This window comes from Methylobacterium sp. Leaf91 (assembly GCF_001422815.1).
Classification (GTDB): domain Bacteria; phylum Pseudomonadota; class Alphaproteobacteria; order Rhizobiales; family Beijerinckiaceae; genus Methylobacterium.
Genome location: NZ_LMMP01000008.1, coordinates 64,538 through 78,910 on the forward strand (window position 1 = coordinate 64,538; position 14,373 = coordinate 78,910).

General features: G+C 66.1%; 14 protein-coding genes. 11 read left to right on the forward strand and 3 right to left on the reverse strand.

All coding sequences use genetic code 11. The features are described from left to right. Position 1: 1 nt before the first annotated feature. A complete protein-coding gene (locus ASF32_RS08605) occupies positions 2-586 on the reverse strand; it encodes a hypothetical protein (RefSeq protein WP_056426427.1) in 585 nt (194 codons plus the stop codon). Positions 587-869: 283 nt separating this feature from the next. On the opposite strand from ASF32_RS08605, the gene ASF32_RS08610 reads away from it, so the two are divergent. Both ASF32_RS08610 and ASF32_RS08615 read left to right on the forward strand, forming a co-directional pair. Next, on the forward strand, positions 870-1,502 hold the full coding sequence (locus ASF32_RS08610; protein ID WP_056426686.1) for a response regulator transcription factor: 633 nt from the start codon (positions 870-872) through the stop codon (positions 1,500-1,502). A gap of 196 nt (positions 1,503-1,698) precedes the next feature. After that, entirely contained in the window at positions 1,699-2,475 is a 777-nt protein-coding gene (locus tag ASF32_RS08615) for a hypothetical protein (RefSeq protein ID WP_156467733.1), read from the forward strand. Between the two features lie 29 nt (positions 2,476-2,504). Here ASF32_RS08615 and ASF32_RS08620 read toward each other — a convergent pair whose 3' ends face one another. Beyond that, positions 2,505-3,476, reverse strand: a complete 972-nt coding sequence (locus ASF32_RS08620; RefSeq protein WP_056426432.1) for a ribokinase — start codon at positions 3,474-3,476, stop codon at positions 2,505-2,507. Positions 3,477-3,615: 139 nt separating this feature from the next. Here ASF32_RS08620 and ASF32_RS08625 point away from each other — a divergent pair, with 139 nt between their 5' ends. From ASF32_RS08625 to urtA, 9 genes are all read left to right on the forward strand, one after another. Further along, a complete protein-coding gene (locus tag ASF32_RS08625) occupies positions 3,616-4,311 on the forward strand; it encodes a GntR family transcriptional regulator (RefSeq protein WP_200919077.1) in 696 nt (231 codons plus the stop codon). Between the two features lie 371 nt (positions 4,312-4,682). Beyond that, entirely contained in the window at positions 4,683-4,904 is a 222-nt protein-coding gene (locus ASF32_RS08630; RefSeq protein WP_056426438.1) for a hypothetical protein, read from the forward strand. Positions 4,905-5,081: 177 nt separating this feature from the next. Then, positions 5,082-5,546 carry an urease accessory protein UreE gene (gene ureE, locus ASF32_RS08635; RefSeq protein ID WP_056426440.1) on the forward strand — a complete coding sequence of 155 codons (465 nt, stop codon included), beginning with the start codon at positions 5,082-5,084 and terminating at the stop codon, positions 5,544-5,546. Then, positions 5,546-6,244 (forward strand): urease accessory UreF family protein, encoded by a 699-nt coding sequence (locus tag ASF32_RS08640; RefSeq protein ID WP_056426443.1) that lies wholly within the window; start codon positions 5,546-5,548, stop codon positions 6,242-6,244. Before ureE ends, ASF32_RS08640 begins: the two co-directional genes overlap by 1 nt. Positions 6,245-6,419: 175 nt before the next feature. Beyond that, on the forward strand, positions 6,420-7,115 hold the full coding sequence (locus tag ASF32_RS08645; RefSeq protein WP_056426446.1) for an urease subunit beta: 696 nt from the start codon (positions 6,420-6,422) through the stop codon (positions 7,113-7,115). A 144-nt stretch (positions 7,116-7,259) separates the two neighbouring features. After that, positions 7,260-8,972: an urease subunit alpha gene (gene ureC / locus ASF32_RS08650; protein ID WP_056426688.1), complete on the forward strand. Its 1,713-nt coding sequence runs from the start codon at positions 7,260-7,262 to the stop codon at positions 8,970-8,972. Positions 8,973-8,986: 14 nt separating this feature from the next. After that, positions 8,987-9,622 (forward strand): urease accessory protein UreG, encoded by a 636-nt coding sequence (gene ureG, locus ASF32_RS08655; RefSeq protein WP_056426691.1) that lies wholly within the window; start codon positions 8,987-8,989, stop codon positions 9,620-9,622. A 5-nt stretch (positions 9,623-9,627) separates the two neighbouring features. Continuing rightward, a complete protein-coding gene (locus ASF32_RS08660; protein WP_056426449.1) occupies positions 9,628-10,488 on the forward strand; it encodes an urease accessory protein UreD in 861 nt (286 codons plus the stop codon). A gap of 236 nt (positions 10,489-10,724) precedes the next feature. Continuing rightward, positions 10,725-11,975, forward strand: a complete 1,251-nt coding sequence (gene urtA, locus ASF32_RS08665) for an urea ABC transporter substrate-binding protein (RefSeq protein WP_056426452.1) — start codon at positions 10,725-10,727, stop codon at positions 11,973-11,975. Positions 11,976-12,078: 103 nt separating this feature from the next. Here urtA and ASF32_RS08670 read toward each other — a convergent pair whose 3' ends face one another. Next, a complete protein-coding gene (locus ASF32_RS08670) occupies positions 12,079-14,154 on the reverse strand; it encodes a methyl-accepting chemotaxis protein (protein ID WP_056426455.1) in 2,076 nt (691 codons plus the stop codon). Positions 14,155-14,373: the final 219 nt, after the last annotated feature.

Consider the following 14,373-nt stretch of genomic DNA (forward strand, 5'->3'; position numbering starts at 1 on the left):
GTCAGCCTCCGCAGGGCTTGCTGGTGTTCCAGATGACGGGGATCCGCTGGACGCCGCCCGTCGTGTCGATCTTCAGGCCCGGCGTCAGCTCGAAGAAGACGTCCTTGGCCGCGCCCTCGACGACGATCTCTCCCCTGCCGACCTCGTAGGGGGCGGGGAACGGGACCGCGATGTTGATCGGCCCTTCGGCGACGTTGAAGGCCGGCGAGAGGTAGTTGCCCGCCCGGATACGCACCACGCCGCCGGCATTCGCCGTCATCTTCGACAGGCGCATGTTGCCGAGGGGCGCGGTGCAGGCCTTGGCCTGCGTGACGAGCTTCTCCTTCTCCTCCGGCACCAGGGTCTCGGCGGCCTTGTCGATCTCGCTCGTCTTGACGAGGTTCAGGGCCGGGCGTTCGGCCGTCCCCGCCATCTCTCCGCCACCCATGAGCAGGAAGGCCGCGATAGCGCCCGCCGCCACGATGCCACCCGCCAGGGCGATGATGCTCGGTGAAACGGCCGGCTTTGCCTGAACCGGTCCCGCAGGAGCCGCTTTGAGATCGGCGCTCCTGTCCTGAGCTTGCGTTTGATGCTCAGTATTCGACATCTTTCCAGCTCCATATTCTGGCTAAAATAATTGAAAATCCTAGTATAAGTCGACATTTTTATTAATAAATATTATCCCGCACGTTAAATATTAAAATTATTCTAAAAAATCCTGGCAATTTCTCGTTCCTTAATCGGTCAAGCTTCTATGCACCTGTTAAAAATCGGTCTACTAGTACACATGACCTATGGCGTCCGCCTTGACCTTTCCTGTCTCTGTCCAGGCAGTAAGCCGCCAGCTCGGTCCCATGCGGGATGAATCCGATGCCCTGGTCGGGAGTGGAGTGATCGGGACGTTGAAAGAGACGATCATCGTCGCCGATGACCATCCGCTGTTCCGCGCGGGGATGATCCACATCGCCGAACGGCTCTACCCGGAAGCCCTCGTTCGAGAAGCCGCCTCGATGGAGCAGGTTCTGGCACTGTCGCGAGCCGGGCCGCCACCGCAGACCTTTCTCCTCGATCCGGATTTTCCCGGGATCGATCCCCATCGCTCCATCGGTGCGCTGCGCGAGGAATTCCGGAAGGCCTCGATCATCGTCGTCTCCAGAATCGAGGACGAAGCCGTGATCCGCGCCGTCTTGGCCGAGGGCGCCGACGGGTTCATCGGGAAATCCCTGCCCGCGAAGGAGATCTCGCAGGCGATCGCGGCGCTGCGCGATGGCGAGAGCGTGATGAGGCGAAGCACCGCCTCGGGCCTCGCCACCCCGCGCCTCACCCTTCCGCCGCTCACGCAGCGCCAGCGCGACGTCCTGCGTCTCGTCGCCATGGGGCACACCAACAAGGAGATCGCCCGGGAACTGGACATCTCCCCGTTCACGGTCCGGATCCACGTCTCGGCGCTTCTGCGGGCCCTCGACGTCACCTCCCGCTCCGCCGCTGCTGCGAAGGCGGCCAATGCCGGTGTGTTCGAATGATCCGGATTGCCGGGGTGGTGCTCGGGCATTGCCCTCTGGGGCCGATCTCTCACTGTCCGGCATGCCGGATGCCGGCGAGGCTTCACCGTCCATGTGTTCCATCCCGTATCGGCCCCGTGGGGGCCATCCCCGGTCTGGCCCCGTGAAGAGATCCAGTGATCGTCATGGGTGTTCGAGGCGCGTGAGAGTGTGGGCGATGTTGGTCCTGGCCGGTTCGGTTGTCGGCGGACTCTCGCCCGCCTCGGCCGATCCGGACGTCGTTCAGCCGCCGAAGGAGACCGTTCTGGCGGCGATCTGCGGGATTCCAGCGCGCGCCGAGACCGGAACCTGCCTGATGAAGGACGGCCGCCCGGCGGAGTTCTGGTACGGGACAACGATCTCCACCCCGACCGGAACTTGGTTCACAGGCTTTGCGACGATGGCGGCGCCAGGGGAAAATGCAGAGACGCCCAACCGGCGGACTATCGCCGCCGCAACCTTCGCCCTGGAGGAAATGCACTGGCGCCTCAAGGGCGTGCAGGCCGATATCGGGCAGATCGGGACCGGCAACCGCAACGGGGACGCTCCTCAAGTGGATGAGGCGCTCGGCGCCGCGACGAGGCCGGTGAACCGGATTCGTCTGGTGATGGGCCTGCGCCTGACATCCTATGGAGCGGCGGGCGCGCACAGCCTCAGCTTCCTCCTGCTGCATTTCAGCAAGGTGCCGCTTCGCTGGAGGGTGGTCGGCGAGGTCCCCGCCGGGTCCGACGACACCGCCGCCTGTGATTCCGATGACGGGCAACCCTGCGGGATGGGCAAGAGCCTGGGTCAGCTCGAGATCCTAGCGGAGGATTCGTTCAAGCCCCTCGCATGGCCTCCCATCCGGGTGACCCTCACCGGCACGGTCCGTGGCGAGGATGGAAAGGTGCGCCCTGCGACGGGCCGAGATGCCCGGGCCTACGCGTTCGACGAAGTCAGCGGCACTTATCGCTGAGGCGGGCCGCCATCCCCAACCCGGCCGGGTCATGGGGCCTCCATCGGGGGTGGGTAGGCGCAGAGGAATTCCGCTACCTCACCTGGATCGGGCAGTGCATCGAGGACGCCGCTTCGTGTCACCGCGAGGGCGCCGCAGGCGGCTGCCATCCGTCCGCACTCACTCCAGGATCTGCCCGTCAGGAGGCCCGTCGCCAAGCCTGCGATGAAGGCGTCGCCGGCACCGATCGTGTCGATCGCCGTCACCGGGAAGGCCGGCTGGTCCAGGACGGTCGAGCCGCCGAGGACGATCCGCGCGCCGGCCGCGCCGAAGGTGATCACCAGCGCCTCCACGCCACGTGCATGCAGCGCCTCCGCGAGCTTCCCGGCCACGGCGCGCAGGTCGTTGCTGCCGGCCCGCCCGGGGTACAGGAATCCGAGGAGAGCCTCCGCCTCGGTCTGGTTCACCACGAGGATCGTGGTGGATGCCAGAATCCCCGACAAGATCTCCGGCTGCGTCATTCGGAACGGCGACGGATTGAGCAGGGTCGGGACGCCGGCCACGCGCGCCGTCACGAAGGCTTCGGCGATGGCGTCGTCGCCGATCTCGAACTGCGCGATCACCATCGCGGAGGAGGTGAGGCTCGCCGCCGCCGAGCGCACGGTCTCCCGCGACAGGAGCAGGTTGGCGCCGGGATGGACTGCGAGGCAATTCTCGCCATCGGCCCCGACGAAACCAACGCCGATGCCGGTGGAGCCTGGATGGTGCCGTATCATGGCGGCGGGCAGGCCCATCCGCCGAAGCGCGGGATCCGCCAGCGCCGCGAGATGGTCCGTACCCACCGGGATCAGCCCATCGACCTCCACGCCGAGCCTGCGCAGGCCGGCGGCGACATTGAACCCCTTGCCTCCTGGCTCCCAGGCGACGGCGGAGGCCAGGAGGGATTCGCCGGGATGGGGAAGCCGGTCGACCCGGAACGTGCCGGCCGCGACGAAACTCCCGAGCACGAAGGCGCTTCCCATGTAGCGAGCCCGCCGCAAGATCCTGTAAGGAAGGGACAGTGACACGCTGCCCGCACGCTCTTCGCACGATGCCGCCGCATTGACCAAAACACCAAGCGTTTTCGCGAACCTCCGCATCCAGAACGACACGGCTCTTCCGATGTATCGGCAGCTGGAGCACCAGTTCCGGGCCATGATTACGGACGGTGTTCTTGGTCCCGGAGCCACGCTGCCAGCCGAACGGAAGCTTGCGCAGGATCTCGGCATCAGCAGGAAGACCGTCCAGCAATGCTACGACGCTCTGCGCCAGCAGCGGCTGGTGAGCGCGCATGGCCGCAACGGCTACATCGTGGAAGACGGTTTCCGGCGCATCAAGCCCGGGATGGAGCGCCTCAAGGGCTTCACCGAGGAGATGCACGAGTTGGGTCGCGTCCCCTCTTCCCGCATTCTCGAACGGACGATCGGCGAGGACCGCTCCATCGCCTCGATCTTCGGTCTCTCGTCCACGGCCCGGTTCCTCCGACTCGTGCGTGTGCGCATGGGGGACGGCATTCCCCTCTCCGTGGAGAAGGCCTGGTACGATCTCGGTCTCGCGCCCGGCCTCGCCGAGGTCGACCTGTCGGGGTCCATCTATGCCCGCCTCGCCGAGTGCGGCGTTCCCCTGGTCGATTGCGAGCAGACCATCGAGGCCGCCTCCCCCGAGGCGCAGGAATGCGCGATCTTCGGCTTTTCCGAGCCGCTTCCCTGCCTGCTGATCAAGCGCCGCTCCTACGGCACCGATTCCCGCTTGATCGAGTATGTCGAAGGGCTCTTCCGCGGCGATGCCTACGCCTACCGGCTGCGCCTGCGCACATAAGGACGAAGGCAACGGCCGGACCGACGGGCATCTCCCGTTTTGGTACCAGTCAAGGGTACCATTCTCTTTCCAAAATATGTGAATACTGTGGAATTGCTGCTTTTGGACCCATTTTGGTAGCGGCCATTACTTTTGCGTGATAGCCGTGGAGGCAATCGGAGCAGCCGATTCGAGGCCGATGTCCCCAAGGCATGGGCGTGATCGTCTTCATCGCTATGTGCAACTTGGAAATGCTGAGTGGCCGAACAGGTCATTTTCCGAGAGATACAGGTTTCGGAAGATTAGAAACGACGAGTGATTGTTTGGTTGCCGCCTTGTCGGAAGGGTTTCGATGAAATCCAGTTCTTGTCGCGATGGCTCGGAGTTTCGGTATGGCTAACCATTACTGCCTCGATCCCCTCGACCCTTCTGGGGAGGCGGAAGTGTTCGTTGTTTTCGAAGGCAAGTATCCGAATGTGCGTCTGCTCTCGGTCATCAGCCGGGATCACGATGACATCCTCGCGGATCTGGTGGAGGAGCAGCGGCGCGATCTGATCCGCGAAATCGGAGCCTTCTACCGCCCTCCCCTGACCGCGGGGGCAGCGGCGCCGTAGCGCGACGAGTTCGCCCCGGCATCAGGGCCCGTCCTGCGTCTTACCGCTTGAATGGGGAAAGATGGCTGCAAGCGATTGCAGTGGACGCGTTTCGATATACGTTCGCCCGAAAGCTGGCGGCCCGGAACGACTGAGCCTGATCTCGTCTCCCGGACCTTGCGGGGAAGCGGATACCGAATGCGCGTCATCGACCGTATCGTAGGCAGCAGGCTCGATCCAGAGATCGCGCACCGCCTGCATCATCTCGATCACCGCCATGCCGTCGACATCCTGGCGATCGACAGCGCCGACATGGCCCGGCGGCGGTTACGGGCGACGACGAGGGGCGGTGAGGAGATCGCCATCGCCCTGCCCCGCGAGGAAACCCTGTTCGACGGCGCCGTTCTTATCCTGGATGCGGACCGCGCCGTGGTGGTGCGGGTCGGGGCGGAACGCTGGCTTCGGCTCGCGCCCAGGGACAAGATCGCCGCCCTCGAACTTGGCTACCACGCCGGCAACCTGCATTGGCGCGTCCGGTTCGATGGTGACGATCTTCTCGTCGCGCTCGAAGGTCCTCCGGAAGATTATCTGGCGCGCCTCGGCGATCTCGTCTCTGGCGGACGCGTGACGCATGGACTCGACGCTCGGAACGAGGCCGCCTGATGCTGCAGCGGCTCATTGCCCTGCAGCAGGCGGATTCGGCCTTTCCAAGCGGTAGCTTCGCTTTCTCGAATGGGATCGAGGGGCTTGCGGCGCTACTCGACGGCCTCGGCGGGGCCGAACTGGGCCATGCGGTCGAGGCCGTTCTACGTCACCGCTGGGCCGGCAGCGACCGGGTCGCCTTGGTTCTGGCGCACCGGGCGGCGGGGGATCTCGCGCGGCTCGCCCAGATCGATGCCGCCATGGAGGCGGCCTGCCTGCCCGAGCCGATGCGCACGGGCAGCCGCCGCAACGGTGGTGCGCTGCTCGCCGCCCATACCCGCATCGGGACGGCGGGGGCCGACGGGTTGCAACGCGCCGTGCGCGACGGCCGCCTTCTCGGGCATCTGGCGGTGATGCAGGGCGCGCTGTGGCGATCCCTCGGTCTGGACGAAACGGCGATCACCGAGATCGCCGGCTACCAATGTGCCACTGCCCTCGTCACCGCGTCCGTCAGGCTCGGGCTGGTCGGCGCCATCGAGGCTCAGCGCATCCTGACCGCCCTGATGCCGGTTCTGGCGGAGATTGCGGCCCAACCTATGCAGGGAGCGGCCCGTGACGACAGGGAAAGCCCGGACATCATGCTCGTTGCCTTCACACCGCTGATCGAGATCGCCACCATGCGCCATGCGCGGGCCGATCTGCGCTTGTTCGCGAATTGAGGTGCGGTTCCGGAAGGCGGGCCCCGATTGTCACCTTCGAGCCCGCAGCGCCCCGATCGATCTGTGGTTTGCCGACCCGCGGTCTTTTGATCCGCGGTTTCTTGATTCACGTCTTGCCGCATGGCGGCTCGGAAGACCCGCCTCCTTCTGCCGCGTCATGCGTTGAGGATTGCCCATGCTGCTGACACCGACCGAACTCGAACGGCTGACCATCTTCACGGCGGCGGAACTGGCACGGAAGCGTCGCGCGCGCGGCCTCAAGCTCAATTATCCGGAGGCTGTCGCCATCATCACCGACGAGATCCTCGAAGGCGCCCGCGACGGGCGCAGCGTCGCCGATCTGATCGGGTGGGGCTCGACCATCCTGACCACCGGGGATGTCATGCCCGGCATCGCCGCCATGCTGCCGATCCTGCAGGTCGAGGGCGTGTTCCCCGACGGGACCAAGCTCGTCACCGTGCACGAGCCGATCCGGCCCGCCGAAGGGGCGCCGGCCGATACGCTGGAGCCCGGCGCCATCCTGCCCGCCGAGGGGGAGATCGAGCTGTCCGCAGGGCGTCCCCGCACGACTATCGAGGTGGTCAATACCGGCGACCGTCCGGTGCAGATCGGGTCGCATTACCACTTCTTCGAGGTCAACCGCGCCCTCGACTTCGATCGTGAAGCGGCGCTCGGCCTGCGCCTCGATATCCCGGCCGGCACTGCGGTGCGGTTCGAGCCGGGCCAGCGCAAGACCGTGACCCTGGTGGGGTTCGGCGGCGAACGCCGGCTCACCGGGCTGAACGACCTGACCCAGGGGACGATCGATACGCCGGCGGACCGCGCCGCCGCCCTGGCGCGGGCCAAAGCCGGCGGCTTCAAGGGTGCCTAGAAGTCCGGGCGTGTCAGACCGGACGACGATGAGGAGACCTCATCGTCGTCTGCCCGCGCGACGGCGCGGCGGCGGGCGTCCGCCGAACGCACTGATCCCGGCCATCGGTCAAGATCAGTGCCGCTTGGTATCAAGGAGACGATCATGGTGACGATCCCCCGCCGCGACTACGCCGCCCTCTACGGTCCCACCACGGGGGACGGCGTGCGCCTCGCCGACACCTCCCTCGTCGCCGTCGTGGAGAAGGATTACGCCGTCTACGGCGACGAATGCCTGCATGGCGGCGGCAAGACCCTGCGCGACGGGATCGGCATGGCGCCCGGCATCACCTCGGCCGAGGGCGCCCTCGATTTTCTGCTCTGCAACGTCCTCGTCATCGATCCCGTGCTCGGCATCGTGAAGGGCGATCTCGGCATCCGCCACGGCAAGATCGTCGGCATCGGCAAGGCCGGCAACCCGGCGATCATGGACGGGGTCGATCCGCGGCTCATCGTGTCCGCCGGCACCACGGTGCGCGATTGCGAGGGGCTGATCGCGACGCCGGGCGCCATCGACGTCCATGTCCATTTCGATTCCGCGGGCTTGCCTGACCACGCCATCGCGTCGGGCATCACCACCCTGCTCGGCGGCTCGCTCGGGCCGATCACCGTGGGCATCGATTCCGGGGGGCCGTTCAACACGGGCAAGATGCTCCAGGCGGCCGAGCATTGGCCGGTGAATTTCGGCTTCCTTGGCCGTGGCAACACCCACAAGCCGGCGGCCCTCAAGGAGCAGTTGGAGACCGGTGTGCTCGGCCTGAAGATCCACGAGGATTGGGGGGCGATGCCCTCGGCCATCGATGCCTGCCTGGGATTCGCCGACGAGCACGATTTCCAGGTCCAGCTCCACACCGACACGCTCAACGAATCCGGCTTCGTCGAGGACACGCTCGCCGCCATCGGCGGCCGGGTGATCCACATGTATCACACGGAAGGGGCCGGCGGCGGGCACGCGCCGGACATCATCCGCGTCGCCGGCCTGCCCCATTGCCTGCCCTCGTCGACGAACCCCACCAATCCCTACACGGTGAACACGTTCGACGAGCATCTCGACATGACGATGGTGTGCCACCACCTCAACCCGGCCCTGCCGGAGGACGTGGCCTTCGCCGAGAGCCGCATCCGCGCCCAGACCATCGCCGCCGAGGACGTGCTGCACGATATCGGCGCGATCTCGATGCTCGGCTCCGACAGCCAGGGCATGGGCCGCATCCACGAGGTGATCTGCCGGACTTGGCAGCTCGCTTCCAAGATGAAGGACCAGCGCGGCAGCCTGCCCGAGGACCGGGCCGGCTTCGGCGACAATGCCCGGATCAAGCGCTACATCGCCAAATACACGATCAATGCGGCGCGCACCTTCGGTATTGCCGATCACATCGGCTCTCTCGAAGAAGGCAAGATGGCCGACATCGTTCTGTGGCGGCCCGCCTTCTTCGGCATCAAGCCCGAACTCGTCATCAAGGGCGGCTTCATCGCCTGGGGCGCCATGGGCGATTCCGCTGCGTCGCTGATGACCTGCGAACCGATGCTGCTGCGCCCGCAATGGGGCGCGTTCGGCCTCGCCAAGCAAGGGCTCTCGGCCTGTTTCGTCCATCCGCTGGCGATCGAGCGGGGCCTGCGCGACGAACTTGGCCTGCGCAAGGCGCTGCTGCCGGCCCATGGCACCCGGACGCTCAGCAAGGCCGATATGCTCTGGAACGACGCCTGCCCCGATATCCGCGTCGATCCCCAGACCTTCGACGTCTTCGTCGACGGGGCCATCGCGACCTGCGAACCGGCCAAGGTCCTCCCCCTCGCCCAACGCTACATGCTGCGCTGATGCTCAAGACCGCAATGACTCTCACCCCATCTCCTGCCCGCGCCAGTGCCGCGCGGATCGGCATCGGCGGACCGGTCGGCTCGGGGAAGACGGCGTTGATCGAGCGTCTGATCCCGGTCCTGGCGGGGCGCGGCGTCGATCTCGCCATCGTCACCAACGACCTCGTCACCAAGGAGGACGCGGAGCGCCTGCGCCGGTCCGGGCTGATCGACCCGGCCCGGGTCTCGGCCGTGGAGGCCGGCGCCTGCCCGCACACGGTGATCCGCGAGGACCCGACCCTCAACATCGCCGCCGGCGACGCCCTGGAGGCGGCCTTTCCCGGCCTCGACCTCCTGATCTTCGAATCCGGGGGCGACAACCTCGCCTCCACCTTCTCCCTCGATCTGGTGGATTGGTGGATCTTCGTCATCGACGTGGCGGGGGGCGACGATATCCCGAGGAAGCGTGGCCCCGGCGTGCTGCGTTGCGACCTTCTCGTGGTGAACAAGACCGATCTCGCCCCCCATGTGGGAATAGACCTCCCCGCCATGCTCAGCGAGGCCACTGCCGTGCGCGGCGGCAAGGCGATGATCGCCACCAATGCACGCTCGGGTGACGGAATCGACGCCGTGGCGGATGCGATCTGCCGCGCCGTGCTCTTCGCGCCTTGAGTGACGTGGGAGAGGAGGTCCGGGGCGCCTCGCCGGAGGGAGCGGGCCGCTCGCGCCATTCTCAGGCGCGACTCGTCTTCGTGCGCGGCGGCGGCACCACGGTGCTGTCGCGGCAGGTCGTGCCCTATCCGTTCCACATCACCCGGCCGTTCCGGATGTATCCGGACCATCCCGACATCGCGACGCTGTATCTCCAATCGGCCTCCGGCGGGCTCTACCGGGCCGACCGCCTCGGCCTCGACATCACGGCGAGGCCCGGGAGCCGGGCCCATGTCACCACCCAATCGGCCACCGTCGTGCATGATACCGGCGCCTTCGCGGCACGCCAGGACACGCGTCTGGCCATCGCCAGCGACGCGAGCCTGGCGCTCCATCCCGATCCGATGATCCTGTTTCCCGACTCGGCGCTGGATCTCGACACCCGCATCGTCGTCGGCCCGGATGCCCGCGTAATCGTCAGCGAAGGCTTCGCCAGCCACGATCCGACCGGCATGGGCCGGCCCTTCTCCCGGATTGCCCTGTCCCTACGGGTCGAGACCGAGGATGGACGCATCCTCGTCAACGAGCGCTCCACCCTCGACGGCGCGACCCTGGCAAGCCCCGCCTCCCCCATGGGCGCCTACGCGGCCTATGGTTCGATGGTGATCCTCGGGAGCGTCGATTGCCGTCCCGATATCGGCGTGCTCCAGGTCGCCGCCGAAGGAATCGGCTGCCTGTGCGGAGCGAGCCCGCTTCCGAACGCCGCCGGATTGGCCGTGCGGGTCCTCGCGCGCAATGGCGGCGCGCTGTCGACGGGCATGGATGCGGTCTTCGCGGTCACTTTCGCCGCGCTGTTCGGTGTCGCCCCCGCGCGCCGCCGTAAATGAGGACGGGACGGGACGGGACTGGACTGGATCGGCGGGCGCGGGCTCCGCTCAACGGTCGTGAAGGAAAGGCGCTCAGCCTGCCCAGCAATGATGCACCATGCAGCCAATTTACCCTTTAAGAAACGAAGTTTCTTACCGACAGTGTGCCTCGGTTGAGTTGGAGTGATCCTGCTCCAGGGAGCAACCGTGGGTGGACAAAGGCATGTCCTCCGCAATGAAAAGTGGGGAACGAACCGATGGCGTCGAAAGACGAAGGCACCGCTTATCTTCAGCTTCGTCGCCGGTTGTTACTCGGCCTGGCAGCAGCCCCCATCATTGCCGCTACGAGAAGCTCGTCCGTCTTTGCGGCCGATACCGTGAACACCACGGGCCTCGCCGTCACCGACACCGAAGTGACCGTCGGCATCCTCCACTCCGTCACCGGCACGATGGCGATCTCCGAGACCGGTGCCACGCAGGCCGAAAAGCTCGCCTTCGAGCAGATCAACGCCTCCGGCGGCATCCTCGGCCGCAAGATCAAGGTGATCCAGGAGGACGGCGCTTCCGACTGGCCGACCTTCGCCGAAAAGGCCAAGAAGCTCCTCGTCAACGACCATTGCGCGGCGATCTTCGGCTGCTTCACCTCGGCTTCGCGCAAGGCGGCGCTGCCGGTGATCGAGCAGTATAACGGCCTGCTCTACTACCCGACTTTCTACGAGGGCCTGGAGCAGTCCAAGAACGTCATCTATACCGGCCAGGAAGCCACGCAGCAGATCCTCGCCAGCCTCGACTGGGTCCACAAGGAGAAGGGCGGCGACAGCTTCTTTTTCATCGGCTCGGATTACATCTGGCCGCGCACCTCGAACAAGATCGCCCGCAAGCACATCGAGAGCGTGCTCAAGGGCAAGGTCGTCGGCGAGGAGTACTTCCCCTTCGGCCACACCCAGTTCAACTCGGTGATTAACAAGATCAAGCTTACCAAGCCGAAGGTGATTTTCGTCACCGTCGTCGGCGGCTCGAACGTGGCGTTCTACAAGCAACTCAAGGCCTCCGGCATCGACCTGTCGAAACAGACCCTGCTCACCCTGTCCGTCACGGAGGACGAGGTCGAGGGCATCGGCGGCGACAACATCGCGGGCGCCTACTCCTGCATGAAGTACTTCCAGTCCATCGAGAACGAGAGCAACAAGGCCTTCGTCGGCGCCTTTCACAAGATGTGGGGCGAGAAGACCGTCATCGGCGACGTGACCCAGGCCGCCTATCTCGGCCCGTTCCTGTGGAAGATGGCCTGCGAGAAGGCTGGCTCGTTCGATGTCGACAAAGTGGTCGCGGCGTCCCCGGGCCTGGAATTCAAGGACGCGCCGGAAGGCTATGTGCGCGTCGATCCGAACCACCACCTCTGGTCCAAGACCCGCGTCGGCAAGGCCAAGGCCGATGGCCAGTTCGAGATCGTCTATACGAGCCCCGAACTGATCAAGCCGGACCCATTCCCTAAAGGGTATCAGTAGACTCTGTCGAAGGCGGTCCGAAGCCCGGACCGCCGTGTCGTGTCGATCGACAGGACTGCCGTCCACCCGTGAACGGATGAGACGGCAGTCCTTCACAAGGGATTTATGCGGCCCGGACATTGGCCAGGAATTGCCGTACTTCGGAACCGAGATGTTCCGACTGGCGTGACAGTTCCGATGCCGAGATCAGCACCTGATCCGCCGCGGCGCCGGTATGCACGGCGGCATCGGCCACACCCGTAACGTTCGAGGTCACCTCACCGGTGCCGACAGCCGCCAGGGAGACGTTGCGGACGATCTCCTGCGTCGCCGCACCCTGCTGCTCCACGGCCACCGCGATCGTGGTCGCCACCGTGCTGATCTCCTTGATGCGGTTGGTGATGGTGCCTATCGCCGTCACGGCTTGGTCGGTGGAGCCCTGGATCACGGCGATCTGGCCCGCGATGTCCTGGGTGACGCGCGCGGTCTGATTGGCGAGTTCCTTGACCTCCGAGGCGACCACGGCGAATCCGCGGCCGGCATCGCCGGCGCGCGCCGCCTCGATGGTCGCGTTGAGGGCGAGCAGGTTGGTTTGCGCGGCGATGGCGTTGATCATCGTCACCATGTCGCCGATCTTCGCCACTGCCCCGCTCAGGGCCTCCACGAAACCGAAGGTCTGCAGGGCTTCGTCGACGGCCTCCTGCGCCAGTTGGCTCGAACCGCTCACCTGCCGGGCGATCTCCTGTACGGAGCTCCCCAGTTCCTCCACCGCCGTTGCGACGGCGGTCACGTTCGCCGCCGCGTCACGGGCCGCGTTGGCGACCGTGTCGGACTGGCCGGCCGTGCGGGCGGCGGTGTCGGCCATCTCGCGCGCGGTGGCCTGCAATTCTGTGGCGGCCGAGGCGACGAGGCCGACGATGCCGCCCACGGCGTTCTCGAACCCATCGGCCAGGCCCCGCGTGCCGGCCCGGCGCTGCTCGTCCGCCATCACCCGGGCCGCTTCCTTCCGGCGCTCCTCCGCCTCCGCGCTCTGCCGCAGGGAATCGCGCAGCCCGACGACGGCCTTGCCCACGAGCCCCACTTCGTCCCGGCGGTCCGCCTGCGGCACAGGCGCATTGTAATCGCCCGCGGCCATGTCGCCGATGGTGGTGCCGAGCGCCCGGATCGGCACGCCGACGAGACGCCGGATGAGGGCGAAGAGAATGGCGGAGCTCGCCAGGACGCACAGGGCCGAGATGCCGATGAGGATCCATTGCGCCCTGTCGGCCGCGGCCGTCAGCGTCGCCACGGGAACGGCAGTGACGATCGCCCAGCGATCCTTCGTCGCCCCGGCCTGGATCGGCTCGGCCATGTAGCGCCAGGATCGGGAATCGGGTCCGATCACGACCTCCTGCACGCGCTCCCCGGTCTCGATCGCCCGTCGCGCCGCCATGGCGGCCGCGGGATCCAGCTTGTCGAGGGATTTGCCGACGGCCTTCGCATCCGGATACGCCACCGCTCCGCCCCGAGCAGAGACGAGGGTGACGTAGCCGGTGCCGAAGGGCCGGACCGATGCCACGGCTTGGCTCATGGCGGACAGATCGATGTCGATCCCTCCGACGCCGAGGAACTTGCCGTCCACCGTGATCGGTGCCCCGAAGGACATGATCATCGTGTCCTTCCCCGCCACGGGGTAGATGTACGGTTCGATGGCGGCGGGCCGGCTCAGCGATTTGGGCTGCTGATAATAGGCCCCTTCCACGGGGTCCTCGTAGCCGGTCAGCACTTCGCGCACGATGGCGCCGCTTCCACGGTTCCAGTACGGCAGGAAGCGCCCGGTGGCGTCGGAGGTGGAACCACCGGCGAAGTCGGTGTCGCGCGCGTCGAGGGCGTTGGCCTCCCACCCGGTCCACGTGCCGAGGATGGCGGGGTTCTCCTCCAGCAGCCGCTTGAGCGCCGCATCGTAAGCTGCACGATCCGTGACGCCGTTGCTCCGCATGGCGCCAGCGACCAAGGCGATGTTCTTGGCGATCTGGGCGAGCTCGTCCAGGCTACCGCGCACGGCGCGCGCCTCGTTCGACAGCGTCTCCCGCTGCAACGCCTCGGCCTGGGTGGCGAACGAGTCGCCGATCTGCCTGGTCAGAAAGTCCGTTCCGACGGCGAAGATCGCCGCCAGCGACGCGCTGCCGGCACTCGCGGCCTTGAAGGAGAGTGTGGCCATTGCAGGATCGGTTCCGCCTGGAAGATATGCTGGTCGGCAATATCTAATCGACAGGTTAACAAAAGTCCTAGCAATAGCTTGCTTTATATATCCGTATCCTCGGAACGGACTCTGGAATGTACGGAGCGAAATTTGGTGAGTGGTCTAACGAAGACGGGGTGCGGAGTTCACGCGCTTCTCTCGTGTCTCGGTAAGCTCCGACGTCTTGCGATTGGTTGT